Consider the following 23,581-nt stretch of genomic DNA (forward strand, 5'->3'; position numbering starts at 1 on the left):
GTCGGGTACCTGAATTATCGCGCAACTTTTCGCGCACTGGCGGCTACCGCTAACAGCAACAGGGCGATGACTATAAATGCGCCGCTGAGGCTGATCCATTGCGAAATGAATCCGATTAAAGCCGGACCTGAGAGAATACCCGCATATCCCAGCGTTGTCATGGCAGAAATCGCCAGGTTCGCAGGCATATCCTGTTGATTCCCGGCAGCATTGAACAACATCGGCACCGTGTTGGATAAACCAAAGCCGACCAGCAGGAAAGCGAGCAGGGCGATCTCCGGCCACGGCAGCCAGACGGCCAGACTCATGCCCGCTGCGGCGGTCAGCGCGCCGGTCAGCATTACCGGGTAGCGACCAAAACGCTGGATGATCTTATCGCCGCTGAAACGGCCCAGCGTCATCGCCACGGAGAAGACCGCATAGCCGAGTCCGGCCGAGGCGGGTGTCATTTCCGGATTCTGCAACAGCAGCAGCGCGCCCCAGTCCAGAACCGCCCCTTCCGCCAGAAACAGGATAAAGCAGAGCAGGCCCAGGAAGGCCACCCAGCCACGTGGGATCACCAGCCAGGGCTGATCGGGCTGGTGCAGACGTTCGTTCATTAACACCGGAAGTCGCCACAGCAGCAGTAACAACATCACTGCCATCACGACCAGCGTGGCGGTCAGCGGGGTGAAAGACTGGCTCAGCAACAGACTGACCGTGCCCGCGCCCAGAATCCCGCCAAGACTGAAGAATCCATGGAAGCCCGACATCATCGGCTTATCCGCCGCCTGCTCAACCTGAACCGCCTGATAATTCATTGCCACATCCAGCATGCCCAGCCCGGCACCAAAAAGCATCAGCGCAGCCGCCATCACCAGATGAGAGTCAGCCGTCGCCAGCAGCGGCATCATAATCAGCACTAACAGGGTAGAGAAGCACATCACCCGGCGGCAGCCAAACTTCGCCACCAGTGTGCCGGTCACCGGCATCGCGGCTAACGAACCGACCCCCAGACAGAGCAGTAACGCGCCCAGTGAGGCCCCGCTGAGCTGCAGACGATCGCGGGCAAAGGGGACCAGCGGCGCCCAGGCCGACATCCCTAACCCATTGATTAAGAAGATGGTGCGCGTGCCCCAGTTCAGGCGGCTCTGATGTTTATGTTGTTGTGCAGCGTCCAGTGCAGTCATAGGTCAGATTCATCAATGGTAAAGCGGAAAAGTGTAGCACTGGCCGCGAGTCAGTGGCCGTTTCGCCTCTTATCCGAAGGGGTGCAGCAACATCGTATAAATGACAAAACCGGGAGTTTACCGACTTTTGTTGCGCCGCGAATTTTTTCCAGAACTTTCCTGGTATGACCACCCACCGCCCGAGGTGACTTAACTCAAATTTCAGTTTCTCTTTTCAACGGCTTGCGGCTGGAAAAAGCGGATCAGGACCACGCATAAATGATGGCTGAATCGCATAATTAACAAATTTTTTTTGCAGCCCTCATGTTTATGAAACGGTGGTTTTTTAACCTTTTCGCATCATTTATGGAAACAGTCAGTAATAAATTGACATGAAAAAACAAAGGCAAAGCGCATTTTCTGAAAACCTTATCTCAGGCAGTGCTTAAGTAATAAAGATTAAAACATAATAAATTCTGCATATTGAAATTGATTTCTGAGACCGTTACGCTAAAAATTAAGCTGTCAGAACCGTTACAGTTTGCTTGAGTCTGTACAACTAAAACTAACAATAATACCGTCATCCACCGCTTCCTTTGGGTTTGTGACGCGGCTTTGCTTTGCCGTATCTGCATACACCAGGTTAAGACACTTTCTGAACTTCAGAAGGTGAAACTATGAGTGAAGACTGTAAGCATAAAATAATTTTATGTTTATGGATTCAGTATATTAGCTAATCTGGTGGAACAGAGGTTACAAATGGCAGAACTCACGCAAGGCCGTGTAGACATCATCTCGCGCGAAAACGGCACCCTCATCTCGCAGTCTGTTGGCAGTTCGTCACAAACCATTAACCTCACAGAGCCCAGCGTTGTCCGCATCAGCGGCACCCGCGACATCGTGACGCAGTACGAGCGTCAGGGTAACGATCTGGTGCTGCACATGCGTGACGGCCAGACGGTCCGCTATCAGAAATTCTTCCTCGACGACGCCGATGGCCAGCACAGCGAACTGGTGTTCGATGATGGCGTCAATCCACCGGAGCATGCGCTCTTTCCGCAGACTGCAGAGGGGGCTGAACTCGCGTCCAGCTCTGTCACACCAACCTATGAATCGCTCGACAGCGTAGAGCCGCTGCTGCTGGCGGATAACGCCAACACCTCAATGGGTGTGATCACCGCGGGCGGTCTGGGTGTGCTCGGCTTAGCGGGACTGGCCGTTGGCATCGGCGGTGGTGGCGGCGGAGGTGGTGGGGGTAACGGCGGCGGTAACGCCGGTGGCACCGATCCGGGAACACCGGGAACTCCGGTCACGCCGGGAACGCCTGCCATTACCCTGAATACGTTCGCTGGCGATGATGTGCTGGATAACGCGGAAAAAACCACCGATCAGGTGCTGAGCGGGACCACCAGCAACGTCGAAGCCGGTCAGATTGTCACAGTCACGCTGGGCGGGCAGACCTTCAACACCACCGTCGGCGCGGACGGCAGCTGGAGCGTCACCATTCCGGCCGCCGTGCTGGCAGGGCTTCCGGCTGGCGCCACCACCATCGACGTCAGCGTCACTAATGCGGCGGGCACCGGCGCTACCGGCAGCCTGCCGGTTACCGTCGCTGCCGCCGATCCCGGCACACCCGCCGGGCCTTCTGTCAGCCTGAATCCGTTTACAGGCGATAACCAGCTGGATAACAGCGAAAAAACCACGCCACAAACGCTCTCCGGCAGCACCAGCAACGTCGAGGCCGGGCAGGTGGTCACCGTGACCCTGGGCGGCCAGAGCTACAGCGGCAGCGTTGCCAGCGATGGCAGCTGGAGCATCACCGTTCCTGCGGATGCGCTGGCTGCACTCGCCTCCGGCACCACCACGGCCACGGCAACCGTTACTAACCAGGCGGGAACCGCTGCCAGCGGCAGCGTGACGTTTAACGTCGAGCCGCCCCTGACCGAGCCGGGAACGCCTGTTATCACCATCAATCAGTTTGCCGGTGATGACGTCCTCAGCAATGCGGAAAAAAGCAGCGACCAGCTGCTGAGCGGTTCCACCAGCAACGTGGAAGCGGGACAGGTTGTCACCATCACGCTGGGCGATCAGACCTTCAGCGCAGTGGTGGATGCGCAGGGCAACTGGAGCGTCACGCTCTCGCCAGCAGCGCTGAATGCGCTGAATAGCGGTTCAGTTGCGATCTCTGCGGTCGTCACCAATCAGGCTGGCACTGAGGCCAGTGAAAACCGCGACATCAGCGTCGATACGCCAGTCGTTACAGGCCCGCCTGCAGTCACGGTGGAGGCGTTTACCGGTGATAACCAGCTGAGCAATGCGGAGAAAGGCGCCGACCAGACCGTTACCGGCAGCACCAGCAACATCGAACCCGGACAGGTCGTGACGGTCACGCTGGGCGGTCAGACATACAGCGGCAACGTAGATGCACAGGGCAACTGGAACGTGACGCTGCCATCGGCGGCCCTGAGTGCGCTGGCGGCCGGTGAAACGACGCTGACGGTTTCAGTCAGCAATGCGGCCGGTGATACCGTGACCAGCAGCCTGCCCATCAGCGTGGAAGCCCCGGCCACACAGCCGGGCGAACCGACCCTCATCATCAACCAGTTTGCCGGGGATGACATCCTCAGCAACGACGAAAAAGGCACGGCTCAGACGCTTTCCGGCACCACCACCAATGTCGAAGCAGGCCAGACGGTCACTGTCACCTTAGGGGGACAGACTTACGTTGGCACCGTGGATGGCAGTGGCAACTGGAGCGTGGTCGTTCCGTCCGCTGCGCTGGATAACCTGCCATCAGGATCCAACGCCATCAGCGCCACCGTTACCAACAACGATGGCGTGAGCGCCAGCGAAACCCGCGATATCTCGGTTGAGACGCCGGTGACAGAGCCAGGCGTGCCGACCCTGACCCTGAATGACTTTGCCGGCGATAACGATCTGAGTAACGACGAGAAAGCGTCCGATCAGCCTGTCAGCGGCACCACCACCAACGTTGAAGCCGGTCAGATCGTTACCGTAACGCTGGGCGGTCAGACCTACAGCGCCAGCGTGCAGGGTGACGGCAGCTGGAGCGTCACCGTGCCATCCGCCGCGCTGAACGCGCTGGCAGCAGGCACCACCACTCTGACCGCTTCAGTCAGCAATGCGGCGGGCGACACCGCGACGAACGCGGAGTCGATCACCGTGGAAGCCCCGGCGACGCAGCCGGGTGAAGCGACCCTCACCATCTACGAATTTGCCGGGGATGACATCCTCAGCAACAGCGAGAAAGCCACCGATCAGCTGCTGAGCGGCACCACCACCAATATCGCTGAGGGCCAACAGGTTACTATCACCCTGAACGGGGAGACCTTTATCGCCACGGTTGGCGCGGATGGCAGCTGGAGCGTCCCAATCCCAGCCAGTTCGCTGGCGGCGCTGGCCACCGGAAGCGTGACCCTGAACGCGACTGTCACCGATTCGCTCGGCGCGCCGGTCACTGAAACCCGCGATTTCCGGGTGGAGTCATCCGGCACTTCACCGAATGCCCCGACGTTAACCATCAATCCCTTTGCTGAAGATAACATCCTCAGCAACGACGAAAAGCAGGAGGCGCAGGCGGTCTTCGGCAGCACCACCAACGTCGAAGCAGGCCAGATTGTCACCGTGACGCTGGGCGGAGAGAGCTACAGCGGCACGGTCAATCCTGACGGCAGCTGGAACATCGCGATTCCGGCCGATGCACTGAATGCGCTGGCCGCAGGAACGGCCTCGCTGGTGGTGACGGTCAGCAACGCGGCGGGCACCACCGTCAGCGACACCGTGCCGATCACCGTGGAGCCACCGGTGACTGAGCCGGGCCAGCCCACCATCACCATCAACCCCTTCGCCGGTGATGACGTGCTGAGCAACGAGGAAAAAACCAGCGAACAGCTGCTGAGCGGCAGCACCACCAATGTCGAGGCGGGTCAGATCGTGACGGTCACGCTGGGCGACCAGACTTACAGCGCCACGGTCGGCGCGGATGGCAGCTGGAGCCTGAACGTTCCCGCCAGCGCGCTTTCAGCCCTGGCGGCGGGCAGCGCGACCATCGAGGCCACGGTCAGCAATCAGGCGAACGTAAACGCCATTGAAGATCGGCCGATTTTGGTGGATGCCCCGGCGCAACCGGGGACGCCAGCGGTGACCATCGCCGTGTTTGCCGGTGACGATCTGGTAGATAACAGCGAGAAAGCCGTCGATCAGACGCTCTCCGGCAGCACCAGCAACGTGGAGGCGGGTCAGACGGTCACCATCACCCTGGGCGGTCAGAATTACAGCGCCACGGTCAATCCAGACGGCAGCTGGAGCACGCAGATTCCGTCTGAGGCGCTCAGCGCACTGGCGGCGGGCAGCAGCTCAATCGCGGTCAGCGTCAGCACGGTAGCCGGTACCCTGGCCACTGACACCCGCGACATCAACGTCGCGCCTGCGGCAGGCGAACCTGGTGTGGTCTCGATTAATGAACCGGTCAGCGTGGATGGCTTCCTTAACCAGCAGGAGCTGAACAGTGATCTGATCATCAACGGCTCTGCGGTGGGCGTTAATCCGGGCCAGACGGTGCAGCTTAACTTTAACGGCATCAATTACAGCGCGGTGGTGGGCAGCAATGGCTTCTGGAGCGTCACCGTTCCGGCAGCCGATCTCGGGGGCATCACGGACGGTGTGAAACAGATTTCAGTAACCACCAACGACACCACGGGTGCGCTGCTGACTGACTCCGCGCCGCTGAATGTGGTTGTGACCACGCTGCCGCAAATCACGCTGAACGAGAGCGCGATTACCGACGGCATTCTCAACCAGACAGAATCGGGCAGCGATCTGCTGCTCAGCGGCAGCACCGGTAAAGCCGTGGCAGGCCAGCTGGTTGAAGTCGAGCTCAACGGCAAAACCTACAGCACCACGGTCAATACCGACGGCAGCTGGAGCCTGCCGCTGCCTGCCGCCGATCTCGCTTTACTGGCGCAGGGTGCTAACAGCCTGACCGTCACCGCCATTGACGAGGCGGGCAACCGCGTGGACCAGCTGGTGAACTTCAGCGTCGACACGCTGCCACCGAATCTGATTGTGGCAGAGGTCGCAGGCGGCGATGGCATTCTCAACAGCAGTGAAGTAGCGGCAGGCGTGCCGGTCAGCGGTTCAGGTGCGTTGCCGGGCGACGTGGTAACGGTCACGCTGAACAACGAAGTTTATAGCGCGACCGTGGATGAGCAGGGCAACTGGACAGTGCCACTGCCGTCAGCGGCGCTGCAGGCGCTGTCAGATGGCAGCAGCTATGCGCTGACCGTCACACTGACCGACGCCAGCGGCAACATCGCCACTCAGACCCAGACACTGGCCGTCAGCACGCAGCCACCGGTTGCGACCGTGACCGCACCGGGTGGTGATGGCGTTCTTACCAACAATGAACTGACCCAGCCGCTGTTGATCAGCGGTACCGGCACCCCGGGCGACACCGTGGCGGTGGCGTTAAACGGCAAGACCTATAACGCGATTGTCGATGAGAACGGAATCTGGAGTGCCTCGGTTCCGGTTGCCGATCTGGGCTCGCTGACCAATCAGACCTATCCGGTCACGGTCACCGTGACCGATCCGGCCGGTAACAGCAGCACGCAGGATACGGCATTGCGGGTCGCGACGGCGGTACCGGCGCTGACGCTGAACGAGCTCACCGATGATGGCGTGATCAACAACAGCGACGCGCAGCAGCCGCTGACCATCAGCGGCACCGGCGACGAAGGCGACATCATTCGCGTTACGCTGAATGAGGTCTCTTACACCGCCGTGGTGGCGCCGGATGGCAGCTGGAGTGTCAATGTTCCGGCCTCCGATCTGGCCGCTGTCTCTGACGGCACTCAGACGGTATCGGTGGTGGCTACTGACGCCGATGGCAACACGACACAAACCGGCAGCTCACTGATTTTCGCCACCACGGCGCCGCTGCTGGAAATCTCGACGCCGGGCAGCGATGGTTATATCAATATCGCTGAGCACACCCAGGATCTGATACTCGACGGGCGCGGCGGTGCGCAGGGCGATACGGTCACGGTGACGTTCAACAATGAAACCTACACCGCCATCGTGGATACCAGTGGCGCGTGGAGTGTGACGGTGCCCGCCGCAATCGTCAGTCAGCTGGGCGATGAGAACTACCCGATCAACGTGCAAATCAGCGATGCGTATGGCAACACCACCACGCAATCGACCAGCGTCGTCGTGCTGGCGGCCACGTCGCCAGCGCTGACCATCGATCCAGTGACCGGCGACAACCAGGTCGACAGCGCGGAACAGCTCACCGATATTCTGGTCACCGGTAGCGTCACGGGCGTACCGGCCGGTCAGCCGGTATCACTGACCCTCAACGGTCAGTCGTACGATGGCGTGGTTCTGGCAGATGGTCGCTGGAGTGTATCGCTGCCCGCCGGATCGCTGGGCGGCATAGGTGAAAAAACCTTTACCGTCGCGATTACCGACGTAGCCGGTAACCCGGCGCAGCCTGCGGAAGGGCAGTTCAGCGTGGTGACCTCACCCGCACCGTCGCTGTCGATTGGCCCGATCAGTGGCGATAATGCGCTGAATGCGGAGGAAGTGCAGAGCGATCTCATCCTTAGCGGCGGTTCCGCTAACCTGCCCGCTAACAGCCCAATCAGCGTGACGCTGGAACCCAACGGCACTGTTTACTCAACGATCACCGATGCCAGTGGCAGCTGGACCCTGACTGTGCCCGCCGCCGACCTGGCGAATCTGGCACAGGGCAACACCACGGTTACGGTGACCTCCGGGGAGGTGCAGAGCACCCAGACGCTGCTGGTGGCGACCACGCCGCTGGTAGCCCCGGAAATCAATACGCCGTTCACTGACGGCATACTTAACACCGCGGAAGCCAGCGTCGCGCAGACGCTGACCGGCACAGTCCAGGCAGGCCAGGCCGTCAGCGTGACCCTGGGCGGCGAGACATATCCGGCAACCGTCGATGCCAATGGTCTCTGGAGCGTCACGCTGCCACCGGCTGCACTCCAGGCGCTGGCGCAGGGCAGTAATCCGATTACCGTGACGGTGAGCGACACGGCGGGTAACAGCACCAGTTCCAGCGTACCGCTGACTGTGGATACCGGCATTCCGGCGCTGACCGTTAACCCGATTGCCACCGATAACATTATCAATGAGGCTGAAACGGCCACGGATCTGACCCTGAGCGGCACCGTTGCGCCGGGCAGCAGCGTCAGCCTTGCGCTGAATGGTGAGACCTATAACGCGGTGGTTGCCGCCGATGGCAGCTGGACCGCCTCTGTGCCGTCTGCCGATCTGCAACAGCTGCCAGATGGACGTTACGATCTCAACGTGACCGTCACGACCGTGGGCGGCAACGTGGTCACCACGCCTGTCGGAGTTATCGTGGACACCACGCCACCTGACTTCAGCATTGATCCGCCAGCTGGCGATGGCGTGCTGAACATTGCGGAACAGGCCGCAGGCTTCAGTTTCAGCGGCGCAGGTACGGAAGGCGATCGGGTCAGTGTGACGCTGAATGGCGTGACCTACACCGGCAACGTTGAGGGTGACGGAAGCTGGACGCTGGCCGTACCGCCAGCGGCACTGGCCGGTCTGACCAATGGCACGACTTATCCGGTGGTGGTCACCGTCACCGACGAGGCGGGTAACAGCAACAGCCAGAACAGTGCGCTGACAGTTGCCACAACGCCGCCTCCGCTGGTGGTCGCACCGATCAGCGGGGATAACGCGCTGAACGTCGGCGAGCTGGCTGAGCCGCTGGTAGTCAGTGGCAGCGGTCAGAACGGCGATGTGGTCACGGTCCAGCTTAACGACCAGCTTTACAGCACGACCGTCGGTGTTAATGGTCAGTGGACGCTGGAGATCGCGCCGGAAGCCCTGGCGGCACTGCCTCCGGGCAGCAATCTGGTGACCGTCACCGAAAACAGTGCAAACGGCAATCAGACCAGCCAGGTGGTGGATCTGAATGTCGCCACCTCGCCTGACGATCTGCCTGTACTGACCATCGACAGCAGCACTTTTGCCGGTGACGGCATCGTTACGGCGGCGGAGCAACTGCAGCCGATTACGGTGCGCGGCAGCAGCAGCAACGTCGAGGCGGGCCAGCAGGTCATCATCTCCCTGAACGGCACCGAATACAGCGGAGTGGTCGCGGCCAGCGGCAGCTGGAGCATTATTCTGCCTGCGGGCGCCCTGGCGGAGCTGGGTGAGGGCAATCAGACGCTGAACGTCAGCGTGATCAACCTCGTCGGCAATACCACCAGCAGCCCGCTGAACTTCAGCGTGGATAACACCCAGCCGTCGATCGCGCTGGCACCGATCAGCGACGACAACTACCTGAATGCTATTGAGCAGAATGGCGCCGTCGTCGTTAGCGGCAGCACCAGCGGTCTGCCTGACGGCAGCATTGTCACTGTAGTGGCTAACGGAACGCCGGTCAGCACTACCGTAGCGGCAGATGGAAGCTGGAGCCTGACCTTACCGACAGGTACCTTTACCGGAACTGCGGATGGCCCGCAGACCATCACCGCCACCGTCACCGATGTTAACGGCACACAGCTGGCGACCGGTGACACCACGCTGACGATCCTCGCCAGTGCACTGCCGGTAGCGACGCCAGGCGTGGCCTTTGGTGATGGCATTCTCAACGGTGAGGAAGCGGCCAGCGTCGGCCTCATTACCGGCAACACCGGCGTCAACGGTGACGGTCAGACCGTTGTCGTAACGCTAAGCGGCACTGACTACAGCGGCACGGTCGATGCTCAGGGCAACTGGCAGGTCGCGGTTCCGGCTGATGTTCTGGCTGCGCTGCCTCAGGGCAACACACCTTACACCGTGGTGGTCAGTGACGTGGCGGGCAACAGCAGCCAGGCCAATGGCACCGTTGTGGTGGATACCGTGCCGCCGGTGCTGAACTTCATCACGCCATCCGATGGCATTATCAACGCCGCCGAGAGTCAGCAGCCGCTGACGCTGAACGGCAGCAGCGAAGCGAACGCGCTGATTGTTGCCAGCTTCAACGGCACCACGCTGAGTACCACCGCTGGCGCCAACGGCAGCTGGTCGCTGGAACTGCCCGCCACGGTTTACACCGGGCTGGGCAATGGCAGCTACCCACTGACCGTGACCGCCAGCGATGCGGCAGGCAATGCCACCACCACCAGCCGCGACCTGGCGCTGAAAGTGGACCCAGCCACGCTGCCCACCCTGACGCTGGATGCGTTTGCCGGTAACAACGTGGTCGATGGCGCGGAACGCCTCACCGATCAGCGTCTCTCCGGCACCACCACCAATGTCGAAGCGGGCCAGCTGGTCACTGTCAATATTGAGGGGACGGTTTACAGCGCCACCGTGCAGGCGAGCGGCGCATGGAGCCTGACCGTGCCAGCCGGTGCGCTGGCGGCCATTAATGATGGCACCGCCAGCTTCACCGTGGCAGTCAGCGACGTGGCGGGCAATACAACTTCCAGTAACCTCACCTTTGACGTTAACAGCAACGCCTCTGGTCTGGCGATGGATGCGATCAGCCAGGATAACTATCTGAATGCGCAGGAGCTGGGTCAGGCGCTGATCGTGACCGGCACCTCAGCGAACGTGACTGAGGGCAGCACGGTTACGCTGCTGTTTAACAACGTCAGCTACACCGCGCAGGTCTCGGCCACGGGCCGCTGGAGCGTGATCGTTCCGGCTGAGTCACTGACGGCGCTCGCCGACGGGCCTTACACCGTGACGGTTACCGCCACGGACAGCGGCGGGGCGACGTTGAACAGTGAAGCAACGCTTAGCGTGCTGGCGACGCTGCCAGCACCGCAGATTGTCTCTGCTTTCGGCGATGGTCTGCTCAACAGCAGCGAGATCGCCACAGCACAGACGCTGAGCGGCACCACAGGGGTGACCGGTGATGGTCAGAGCGTCAGCGTGCTGCTGAATGGCGTCACGTATAACGGCACGGTCGACAGCAACGGCAACTGGCAGATCAGCGTGCCAGCCACGGCGCTGGCAGGCCTGCCGGAAGATAGTCTGAACTATACCGTTACGGTGCAGGATGCCGCGGGTAACACCGGCAGCGCGCCGGGCAGCGTAACGGTGGATCTGACGCCACCGACCCTGACCCTGAACGCGGTTGCGGGCGATGACAGCGTTAACATCGCCGAAAGCCTCGCACCGATTGTCCTCAGCGGCAGCACCAATGCTGAAGCCGGACAGCAGGTCACCATTACCCTTAACAACCAGGTCTGGACCACTACTGTTACCCAGGATGGCGACTGGAGCCTGACGCTGCCTGCGGGATCGCTGGCCGGTATTCCGGCCGGCGCCTACATCCTGACGGTCACGGTCAGCGATGCGGCGGGCAACCCGGTCACAGAAACGCGTGACCTCACCGTGTCAACGGCGGCGCTGGCCGTCAGCATTGACACGCCGTTTGGCGATGGGTACCTGAACCTGGCGGAACAGGGTGTCGGACAGACGCTGACCGGCAGCACCGGTGTGGCCGGCGACGGCCAGACCGTCACCGTGACGCTGGGCGGAAATGATTACACCGCTACGGTCGATGCGCAGGGCAACTGGACGCTGAACTTAACCCCGACGGAGATGCAGACGCTGACCGAGGGGATCAATACCCTGGTCGTCAATGCCAGTGATGCGGCCGGTAACAGTGGTTCGCTGACCAGCGCCGTCACGGTTGATCTCACACCGCCGGTGCTGACCGTCAACCCCATTGGCGGCGACAACATCATTAATTCCCTGGAGGTGCTGGAAGCGGTCGCCATCAGCGGCACGGCGACGGAGGCCGACGCCGGACAGACCGTTACGGTCAGTTTCCAGAATGTTGATTACACCACCCTGGTGCTCTCTGACGGCACCTGGCAGGTGACGCTGCCTGCCAGCGTCGTGCAGGGGCTGACAGACGGCAGCTATCCGGTTGTTGTCTCAATGACCGATGCGGCGGGCAACCCGGCGGTTGCGGTTCAGACCACCCTGACGCGCGATGCTGACAGTCTGAACCTGCCGACTCTGACCATCGGAACGCTCAGTGAGGATAACTTCCTTAATCTGGCGGAGTCGCAGCAGGATCTGAGCGTTGGCGGCACCAGTACTAATCTGGCTGAAGGCCAGCTGGTGACGGTGACGCTGAACGGCGTCCAGTACAGCGGCACGGTAACCGCGGATGGCAGCTGGACGGTGACCGTTCCGGCCGCCGCGCTGGGGACGCTGCCGGATGGCGATCAACTGGTGCAGGCGGTGGCGACGGATGCCTCTGGCAATCCGGCCAGCAGCAGCGCCAGCCTGGTTGTGCTGGCCAGCGCACAGGCACAGCCGACGCTGACCATGAACGTGGTCGCAGGCGATGATGTGATTAATGCCACCGAGGCCACCGCGGAGGTTGCGGTCAGCGGCGGCAGCACCCAGCTGGCAGCGGGAACGGTGGTGACGGTGACCATGAGCGTCTCCAGTGGCGCGGCTTTCAGCACCACCACCACGATCGACGCTGACGGTAACTGGACGGTGAATGTACCCTCTGCGGCCTTTGACAATGTCGCGCCGGGCAGCACACAAACCTTTACTGTGACGGCCACGGATGTCGCGGGTAACCCGGCGACCGCCACGCAGGAGGTGAGTTTCAGTACGACACCGCCTGTGCTGACGGATATCACGGTCAATGCGGGTGACACCCTTAACCTGGCGGAGTCGCTGCAGGATCTCACCCTCAGCGGCACCACTACGGGCGCATTGCCGGTGACGGTGACGCTGAATAACGTCAGTTACACCACCACGGCAGATGCTGACGGGAACTGGACCCTCACCATTCCGACGGCCGACGTACAGCAACTGGCGGATGGCCCTAACGCGATCGCCGTTTCGGTCACCGACGCGGCGGGCAATATCACCACGGATACCAGCACCTCACTGGATGTGGCGTTTAACACGCTGCCAGCGCTGACTCTGAATACGCCGTTTGGCGATTCGCTGCTCAATGTGGCAGAGACAGAAGGTGCAATAACGCTGAGTGGTGACAGTACCAATCTGCCGGAAGGCAGCGTGGTCAGCATCGCTGTCGGCAATCTGACGTTCAGCACCACGACGGATGCCAGTGGCAACTGGACGCTGAATCTGGCTCCGGATGCGCTGGATGCTCTGGCTGATGGACTGACACAGGTTGTCGTCACTGCTGTGGATGCTGCCGGAAATCCGGCGGAGGCCATAGCAGACGTTGAGATCCTGCAGTCCCTGCCGGTTTCCGCAAGCTTCGCTGCTACGCAGTTCGGCGACAATATCATTAACATCACTGAAGCGGCCTCGGTTCAGCTGGTGACCGGCACCTCTACCGTCGTGGCGGGCCAGACTCTCAGCGTCACGGTGGGTGATGACAATATTCCGCTGTCGGTAACGGTCGATGCCAATGGTGACTGGACGGCCAGCCTGACACCCGAGGTGATTGCCAGCCTGGGGGCCGGTGTCCACACGCTGACCCTCACCACTACGGATCGGGCCGGTAACAGCATCACAGACACGCAGACCTTTACCTCCGCGATTACCCCGATTGCTGCGCCAACGCTGGATACGCCATTTACGGATGGCCGTCTTAATGCGGCGGAAGCGGCAGCGGATGGTATCCTGACCGGTGCCGTCAGCAGTGGTGATCCGGCCTCGGTTGCAGTGACCATCAATGGCACCGTCTATGCCGCGACGCTCATTGATGGGGGAGCGAACTGGTCACTGGAACTGCCGTCTGCCGTCTTGCAGTCATTGCCGGATGGCAACCTGCCGGTAACGGTGACCGTCACCGATGATAACGGCAATACGGCCAGCATCACCGGCACGCTGCTGGTGGCGGTTAATACGCTGCCGGATGTCACGCTGAATCTGCCATTTGGTGACGGTGCGCTGAACGCCACCGAGGCGGGAACTGAACAGATCCTCACTGGCACCACCGGCATTACCGGTGCCGGTCAGACGGTCTCGGTGCTGATCTCCGGCTTTAACAACGATCAGCCGCTGGCCGCCACGGTGCAGACCGATGGCAGCTGGTCGCTGGCCCTGTCGCCTGCGCAGCTAGCCACCTTTACCAGCGGTGCCCACACCGTGACCGTGACCGCGACCGATGTCGCGGGTAACAGCGACAACACGGCGCTGAGTGTGGTAACCGAAGTGGCCGTGCCGGTGCCGACCTTCACCCCTGGCGCGTTTGGCGGCGATAACCTGCTGAACATCGGTGAAGCCGCAGCAGGGTTCACTCTGACCGGCAACACCGGCAGCGTGGGGGCGAACCAGGCGGTCAGCATTACCGTGGATGTCAACGGCAGCCTCTATTCTGGCACCGTAGCCAGCAACGGTAACTGGAGCGTGGATATTCCGCCGAATGCCCTGAGTTCTCTGGGTGATGGCCCGCAGTCACTGACGGTTAACGTGGTGGATGCGGCGGGCAACAGCGCGTCGGCACAGCTGCCGTTCACTGCGGATCTCACCGCGCCGCTGCCTGTGGTCAGTCCGGAATTCCTCGGCGGCTATGTGAACAGCGCCGATGTTGCCACAGGCATTACGCTGAGCGGCACCACCGGCGAGACGGGCGCGAATCAGACGGTGCAGCTCACGCTGGGCGGCACGGCTTACCCTGCAACCGTCGATGCCAATGGCAACTGGACAGTGCCGCTGACACAGGCGCAGCTTTCAGCGCTGCCGGATGCCACCTATCCGGTCACCGTGACGGCAACGGATGCGGCGGGCAACAGCACCACCATTAATAGTTCGCTGGTGCTGGACAAAACCCCGCCGGTGCTTAGCTTCACTGCTTTTGCTGGCGACAACGCACTGAACTACGCCGAGAGCATTCAGCCGCAGATCCTCAGCGGTACCGCGACAGGCGCTGAAACGGGCGCCGTCGTCACGGTGTCGCTGAATACCACAACCCTCGGCACGGCAATAGTTGACGGTAGCGGCAACTGGAGCGTGACGCTGACGCCAGAGCAGATGGTGACCTTTACGCCATCGACCACCCTTACGCTGGCAGTGACCGATCTGGCTGGCAATACCGCAGCGGTGCCGGTCAATCTCACTGTGGATCTGACACCACCGCCAGGCCCGCTGGTGACGCTGGGTACGGTGTCGGGCGACAACATTATCAGCACCCAGGATGTGGCGGGTGGCGTGGTGTTAAGTGGTACTTCGGCTAACCTCGGCACGAGTGGTTCAGTGACGGTCACTATTAACGGTCAGACCTATGCCACTACGCTGGATGCATCGGGCAACTGGTCAACGGCGGCCTTGCCGGTCAGCGCCTTTGGCAATGCGGACGGCAGCGTCGGCATCACCGTGACGGCCACTGATGGCACGACACCGGTGACCACCAGCGGTAACGTCCTGATCGACCTGACGCCACCTACTCTGACGATCAACGCCTTCGCGGGTGATAACCAGGTCAATGGCAATGAAAGTACCACCAGCCAGGCGATTAGCGGCACCGCCGATATCGCTGAAGCAGGCCGTACGGTCGTAGTGACTTTCAATAACCAGACCTACAGCGCGGTGGTCCAGAGCAACGGCACCTGGTCCACTACCGTGCCTGCCAGCGCGATGCAGGCACTTCCCGATGGCAGCACGTCGGTCATCACCGCGCAGCTGGCGGATGTCGCCGGTAACGTGGGGACGGCCACCCAGACAGTGACGGTAGATACCGCCGCGCCGCTGGTGCAGGTTGACGCTTTCCTCGGCGACAACGTGGTCAACGCCGCAGACCTGGTGGTTGGTCAGGTGCTGACCGGTACTGCGCAGGGAGCCGAAGGCCAGACTATCGGTCTCTACCTGGGTGATGCCTCGCCGATCGCCACCGCGACGGTGGGGGCTGACGGACGCTGGAGCATCGATCTTGCGCCGAACGTCCTGTCGAACCTCACTGACGGTGCGCTGGTGTTTGGCGTGCGGGTCAATGACCTTGCAGGCAACCAGACTGACGCCACGCTAACGGTCAACAAAGTCGCCAATACTGCCCTGACGCTGGTGGTTGATTCGGTGTTCGGCGACGGCACGCTCAGCGCGCTGGATACCACCGTCGCGCAGACGATTTCCGGGACCGCGCTCTCGGCGGGCGTCGGTGCCACAGTTTCAGTGGTACTGGGCGGGACCACGCTCTCTGCCTCAGTGGGCCAGGATGGTAAATGGGCCATCGTAGTGCCACCTGCCGTGCTTGATCTGCTCACCGATGGCAACCTTGCCGTTAACGTCACCCTGACGGATGCCGCAGGTAACACCCGCACCCTGGGTGAAACCGTCACGGCGATTGTCGATTCGGTGCCGGTAGTAGGCCCGCTCACCGGGCTGTTTGGCGGTGATAACCTGCTGAACATTGCTGAAGCCGCCGCCGGACAGCTGGTCGGTGGCGTGATCAGCAATGCGGCTGAGGGATCACAGGTGACGGTCACCTTTGGCAGCAAGACTTACAGCACCACGGTGCAGGCGGGCGGAACGTGGAGCGTTAACCTGCCGGGCAGCGATCTCACGTCACTGCTGGATGGCAACCTGACGCTGGGCGTCAGTGTCCGGGATGCGGCGGGTAACGTCGCCACGAATAGCGCGTCGATCGGTATCTTTACCCAGGCGCCATCGATTTCACTGACCTCACTGTTTGGCGATGGCGTGCTGAATCTGGCCGATATCGCCACCGGACAGGTGATCAGCGGCGTGGTAAATAACGTTGCGCAGGGCAGTGTGGTCACTATCTCGGTGGGCAATAGCCAGCTCAGCGCGACCGTGGGTGCGGGCGGCGCCTTCAGCACCACGGTGACGCCGGATATTCTGGGCACGCTGGCACAGGGCAACGTGACCGTAGGGGCCTCGGTTACCGATGCAGCGGGTAATACCGCCAGCACCAGCGCCGGTGTCCGCGTCGATACGCTGCTGCCGACCATCACAGTGAATCCGCTGTTCGGTGATGGTCTGCTGAACGTGGCAGATGCGCTGTCGACGCAGATCATCAGCGGCGTCGTGGGCGGTGCCGAAACAGGATCGCGCGTGGTGGTGTCGGTGGGCGCACAGCAGTTTGTGACGGCGACCGATGCGAATAGCAGTTTTAACGTCTCGCTGACGCCAACGCTGCTGCAGGGGATTGCCGATGGCAACCTGACAGTGGGCGTCAGCGTCACCGACAGCGCCGGTAACACCACCAGCACCACTGCCGGGGCGCTGGTGGGTATTCACAATCTGCCGAAAGTGACGCTCAATCCGCTGTTTGGTGACGGCGTGCTGAACCTGGCCGAATCGCTGGTCACGCAGACTATCAGCGGCACCGTCTCCGGGCTGGCGGCGGGCAGCAGCGTCAGGCTGGCGATTGGCAGTACCAACGTCACCGCGCTGGTCAACGCCGACGGCACCTTCTCGACGACCGTCTCGCCAGCGGTGCTCTCGACGCTGCTTAACGGTAACTTCACCGTCAGTGCGTCGGTCACCGACACGGTCGGTAACGTCAGCAGCACCAGCGCGGGCGTCTCCCTGGGACTGGTCCAGCCAACCCTGACAGTGAATACGGTGTTTGGCGACGGGGTACTGAGCGCCTTTGATCTGGCCTCTAACCAGACCCTGAGTGGCACCTCCAGCCTGTCAGCGGGTTCTACCGTCAGCGCCACGCTGAATGGTCTGACCTACACCACCAAAGTGGTGAGTGGCGGCAACTGGAGCATCAGCGTGCCGAAAGCGGATCTTGCCGCTATTACTGACGGCACGAAAACCGTGGCGGTCACCGGCACCGATACGTACGGCAACACGGTGAACAGCACCGGCACGCTGAGCGTCATCAGTCAGTCGACGCCTGTCGTCGCCATTACTTCACTGTTTGGTGACGGTGCGCTGAGCGCGGTGGACGTGAAAACCGCACAGACTATCTCCGGTACCGCCAGCAACGCGGAGGGATCGGTGGTGCGCGTCACGCTGGGTGGCCAGACTTACAGCACGACCGTAAGCAGCAACGGCAACTGGAGTCTCTCTGTTCCGGCAGCTAACCTCGCCGCCATTACGGATGGTCTGCAGACCGTCACCGCCAGCGTCATCAACGGTGCAGGCACCAGCGGCTCCACTTCGGCGTCGCTGGGCGTAGTGAGTCACACCACGCCGACAGTCAGCGTGAACAGCTTCTTTGGTGGCGATGGTTACCTCAACATCTCAGAAGCCAATGCCCCTGAAACCATCAGAGGAACCAGCACCAACGCAGCGGGCGGCACGGTCACGGTGAACGTGGCGGGCAATATTCTCACTACGACCATCGGTGCGAATGGCGCATGGAGCATCAGCGTGCCGTCAGCGACGCTGAAAGGGATCTCTGATGGCAGCCATCCGCTGACCGTGACGGTGGCAGACATCGGGGGCAACACCGCAACCAGCACCAGCAGCTTTACCGCGCTGTCGCATAATCAGCCGCTGGTGGGGGTCGATCCGGTGCTCAGCATCGTCGGATCGCTGCTTGCCGGTCTGGTGGTGCAGGGCGGTTCGCTGAATGCTGCGCAGGGATCGAAAGTCACCGTCACGCTGCTGCTGGCTAACGGCAACAACGGACCGACGCTGACGACCACCACCGATGCGCTGGGACGTTACGCGGTTAACTTCTCACCGTCACTGCTGTCAGTGGGGGGCCTGCTGCTGTCGCTGAATACGCTGGCAAAAGTCTCCATCACCGACGTGGCGGGTAACAGCTACACCACCACCAACACGTTGCTGCTCGGCTCACTGCTGCCGGTGACACTGGCGGCAACTGAGTCGCTTGCTCTGTTCTCGGTGGCGGATGACAGCGCCACGGTCGCCAGTGCCAGCACGGAAACGCAGCACAACAGCAGCACCAGCAGCGACGATAACAGCGCCCATGTAGCAGTGGCCTCGACGCTGATTACCGAAGCGGATACGGTGACGCCGGTCAGCAGCAGTGAAACCGTGGTGGCTACTGACACCGCTGTGGCGGCAGCACCGGTTGAGGAGGTGGGTTACACCATCGGCGGCGTCGTCATTACGCTGGCTGATGGCACCACAGCTGAGGGCGCCACGGTCACCGGCAGCAGCGGTGCGGATACCGTGACGGTCAGTGACCTTAACTTTACTCATATTGATGGCGGCGCAGGCACCGATACCCTGGTGCTTAACGGAGAGCATCTCAATCTGGATCTCACCGCGCTGGGCCTGAAAGTCGAACACATTGAAGTGCTCGATTTGGGTAAAACCGGCACTAACGCCGTGAAACTCGATCTCAATGAGGCACTCAATATTACGGATAAACAGAGTGATGACTTGATGATCAAAGGGGCGGATGGCAGTCAGGTAACCCTGGCGAACAGCAACGGTGGGATCTGGGAAGTCACCGGCGAGCGCACGGTGGAGGGCAGGGTGTTCGAGATCTACCACAACTCGGCGCTGACCAGTGAAAACACCCTGGGTGATGTGCTGGTGCAGCAGAACCTGCAGGTACATGTCGTGTAGTTGATTTCACGTCTGTCAGGCTGCTCTGAGAAGCGGGTGCGAAAGCACCCGCTTTTTTTTGTTTTAGTCACCTGATAATTCCATTTTCCAGACAATCGCCAATATTCATTAGCGGAATGAACGATTAGGGTAGGCGCAGCAAACGGCATCAAGCCGTAAATTAACGATTCTGGCTCCATTTGTCGCTTTTATTAGCGTTCTCTTTCCTGATCTTTGTTACCTGCGGGTAATCAGTTCCGACCAGCGGAAACGGGCAGCAACAGCTGACCCTTTATCACGTCGTCAGAGTTAACAATCTGTTTATCAGAGGGTTTTGCTCTGCGTTTCTGTTCTGAACTGAGGTTACCCATGTCATCACGCGATACGCTTCGTCATATTCGCCTTGAATCCATTTTCCAGACGGCAGTCAGCGACTTTGCCGTTGCCGACAGCACTCTGCCAGCCATTGCGTCACTCCCCCTGCAAAGCCTGAGCCTTCCTGTTGCGACACAAAGCCTTAACCTGCCGATTAGCACGTTCTCTGCGGAGTCGCTGGATAGCAGCCCGGTTAATTACAACACGCTGGCCACGGTTAAGAGTTCGTCGCCCGCCGCACTGCGGCCGTACGAACCTGTCGCCAGTGATGGCGTGATCGCGGGCTGGGAAGCGCAAAAGCCGGTGCATCTGCGTGGCCGGGCCGAAGGCGAAGCGGGCTCCACCGTCACGCTCACCTTCAACGATCAGAGCTGGCACAGCACGGTGAATAAGTGGGGCTACTGGAACGCTTCGATGCCAGCGGAGGCGCTCAAGGGCGTGGCGGATGGTAATCACAGCCTGGAGCTGACCATCACCAATAAAGGGGGCCACAGCACTACTACCGACGTCGACTTTGGTCTCTATGTTGATCGCACCATCAAACCGACCCTGACTGTGGACACAGTCAGTGGTGACAACGCGGTGAGTATTGCCGAGAGCATTTATGGCGTTGAGATCAGCGGCAGCGCAACGCACCTGCCGGTGGGATCGGTGGTGAAACTGACTCTGGGCACGCAAACCGCCATTGCCCACATGGAAAGCGACGGCAAGTGGTATGGCTCATTTAATGAAAGTGACATGAAAGCGCTGGCGGATGGCGTTTACAGCCTGAAAGTCACGGCCACTGATCCCAATGGCAAAACGGCGACCGACTATCATGATGTCACGCTGATCACCCATGTCAGCAGCCTGCCGTTCATTACCTTCGATAATATTACTGCGGATGATGTGATTAACGAGGCGGAAAGCCAGCAGGATCTGCTGCTGAGCGGCACGCTCAGCACCGTCATGCCGGGCCATCAGCTGGTGATCAGTGGCGCTAACGGAAAAGATTACAACGCCACCCTGGGCCAGGAAGGACACTGGCAGGTGGTCATCCCGGCTGAAGATGTGAACGCGTTTATCAGCTCCGGTGAGATCCGTGCCTGGTCCATTGATGGTGCAAAAAACTACACCAACGTCACGCATGAACTGAATATTCATACGGACTTACAGCAGATCTACACCGAAATGGATATCGGCGGCGACATGATCCTCAACTATCAGGAAGCGCAGCACGATCTGAGCTTCTATATTGAGGGCTGCAGAACCCTGGAGATCAACGGGATAACCTATCAGCCCGACGCGAAAGGCATGGTCACGCTCACCTCCAGCGAACTCATGGCGCTGCCGGATGGTCCGGTCGCCGCTACTTTCCATCGCCAGGATGACTATGGCAACAGCGACACCCAGAGCTGGGACACGCTCTTTACCGTCGCCGTGCATCAGCGACCCACACTGACGCTGGACACCGCGTTTGGTGACAACAAAATCGATGCTGCCGATGTGAACAGCTGGCATCTGATTCAGGGCAGCTCCAGTAATCTGCAACCGGGCAGCCAGGTGGAATTAACCCTGGGCGATCAGCACTACAGCGCCAGTGTCAAAGCGGATGGCGGCTGGGCGCTGACCATTCTGGCCGGACAGCTGGCCCCGCTGGATGATGGTGAATACCCGATGACGGTCAGTGCCAAAGACAGCGCCGGTAATGTGGCGACGGCCAGCCAGACGGTGCAGGTGGCCTCGCATACCGACACGGCCAGCCTGATGGAAGGTCAGACGGTGGATCAACTGCTGGAAACGGTCAGTCTGACCCAGCAGACGGAGACGTCGCACCTCGCACAGGCATCTGCTGCTGCTGCCGTGCCGCAGGAGAGCCATCTCTTCTCTGATGTGTCTTACACGCTTGCCGATCACCTGCTGCTGCATCCTGCGGCGCAACCCATCGTCTGACGCCAACTCATTAGTAAACGCACTGCCTTCCGGACGGGTCTGTTAAGCCCGTCTGGATTGGTGTGGCATCATCATGTGGTTACTTTTCGAACGCTCAGAAGAAATATTAACGATTTCATCTGTTTTTAGCAGGAATAAGCCCGGGTTCTGATCTAATAATGTTAAAGGTCGTTCAGCGTCTCGCTTGCGAACCATAAATAAAATAACGCAATAAATCTGTCAGGCTCTGAGTCGTACCCCCTTTGCTCGCTTTGTTCACCAGGAAAAACACCATGATGATAAGAACCCCTGCTGGTATGGATAATGAACAAAGCGCGATTAACTCTTTTGTTGTGCGCCCTGAGTGGCGTGGCAGTCAATGCGGCCTTTGCCGCACCCTTACCGAAAGCTGAATTTAACTGGCGCGCCGCGCCGACCGAAGAACAGATTGCCAGCTTAACGCTGCGCGATGCCATTCTCCGGGCCTTCGCCCGCAATCCGAAAATCTCGGAAGCGGCGGCACAGATCCACGTGGGGCAGGGCGATCTTGATGCCGCCCGCAGCGCCTGGTATCCGCAGATCTCCCTGCAGGGTGCAGCTGGGCGTTCCCATCAGACCGACTCCGCGGGCAGCCTGAATAACAATGGCTCCGGCGGTATCACGCTCAGCCAGCTGCTCTATGATTTTGGCCGTACCGGCAGCGCCATCGATGAACAGCATGCGCTGTCGGATGCTTATCGATTCGGCCTGTTCGACTCCATGACCACCGTGGCGGAAGATACGCTGCAGGCCTACCTCGAAGTCAAACGCTACCAGGCGCTGGCAGATATTGCGCATACCAATATCGCCTCACTGCAGCGGGTGCGGGATATCGCGAAACTGCGCGCCGATGCCGGGCTCAACTCCCAGTCAGACGTGCTGCAGGCGGAAACCCGCATCGCCGCGATGCAGGCGACGCTGGAGCAATATCGCGCCCAGCTGCGTTCCGCCACTGCGCAGCTGACCGTCCTGACCGGCGTGGTGCCCGCCACGCTGCCAGAACTCCCCCAGGCGCTGCTGAAACAGCAGATCACCCTCGATAAAATCGCCTATGAAAGCAGCGCGGCGGTGCGCAGCGCGCAGTCTAAACAGGAGGCCGCCCGTGAACGGGTGCGCCAGGCAGAGTCCGGTCACTGGCCGACCATCAAAGTGCAGGCGGGCCGGACCCGCTATGAAAACGATCGTTCGTCTTACTGGGATGATGAAGTGCAGCTGCAGGTGGAAGCGCCGCTCTACCAGGGCGGCATGGTGAATGCCAAAACCGCGTCAGCAGAGGGCGATCGGGAAGCGGCTCAGGCTGCCGTTCAGCAGGCCAAACTCGCCATCAATCAGAACGCCTCGACCGCCTATGCCGACATGATTGGCGCACAGCAACGGCAGGCTGCCGGGGAAGTGCAGCTGGCCAGCGCCGACCATACCCGCAATGTCTACGCCGATGAATATCGCCTGAGCAAGCGCAGCCTGAATGATTTGCTGAGCGTGGAACAGGATGTGTTTCAGGCGGACAGCTCACGTATCACCGCGCTTTACGATGGCTGGGACGCCACCGTGCGGTATGCCGCCGCGGTAGACAATCTGCTCGATATCATGGGTATCGATCGCCAGAAAAGCAGCGGCGATCTCCTTCCTTCGCTGCAATAGCGATA

At 60.7% G+C, this 23,581-nt stretch carries 4 protein-coding genes; 3 read left to right on the forward strand and 1 reads right to left on the reverse strand.

All coding sequences use genetic code 11. The annotated features are described in order from the left end of the window. Positions 1-14 precede the first annotated feature (14 nt). Complete coding sequence (locus PU624_RS10070; RefSeq protein WP_283547493.1) at positions 15-1,169, reverse strand: MFS transporter; 1,155 nt, start codon at positions 1,167-1,169, stop codon at positions 15-17. Positions 1,170-1,907: 738 nt separating this feature from the next. Here PU624_RS10070 and PU624_RS10075 point away from each other — a divergent pair. The 3 genes from PU624_RS10075 to PU624_RS10085 all read left to right on the forward strand — a co-directional run bounded on the left by PU624_RS10075 (position 1,908) and on the right by PU624_RS10085 (position 23,576). After that, entirely contained in the window at positions 1,908-19,631 is a 17,724-nt protein-coding gene (locus tag PU624_RS10075; protein ID WP_283547494.1) for an Ig-like domain-containing protein, read from the forward strand. Between the two features lie 348 nt (positions 19,632-19,979). Beyond that, positions 19,980-21,917: an Ig-like domain-containing protein gene (locus PU624_RS10080; RefSeq protein WP_283547495.1), complete on the forward strand. Its 1,938-nt coding sequence runs from the start codon at positions 19,980-19,982 to the stop codon at positions 21,915-21,917. Positions 21,918-22,220: 303 nt separating this feature from the next. After that, positions 22,221-23,576 (forward strand): TolC family outer membrane protein, encoded by a 1,356-nt coding sequence (locus PU624_RS10085; protein ID WP_283547496.1) that lies wholly within the window; start codon positions 22,221-22,223, stop codon positions 23,574-23,576. Positions 23,577-23,581 lie beyond the last annotated feature (5 nt).

Origin of the sequence: Pantoea sp. Lij88, from assembly GCF_030062155.1 — a bacterium.
GTDB lineage: Bacteria > Pseudomonadota > Gammaproteobacteria > Enterobacterales > Enterobacteriaceae > Pantoea.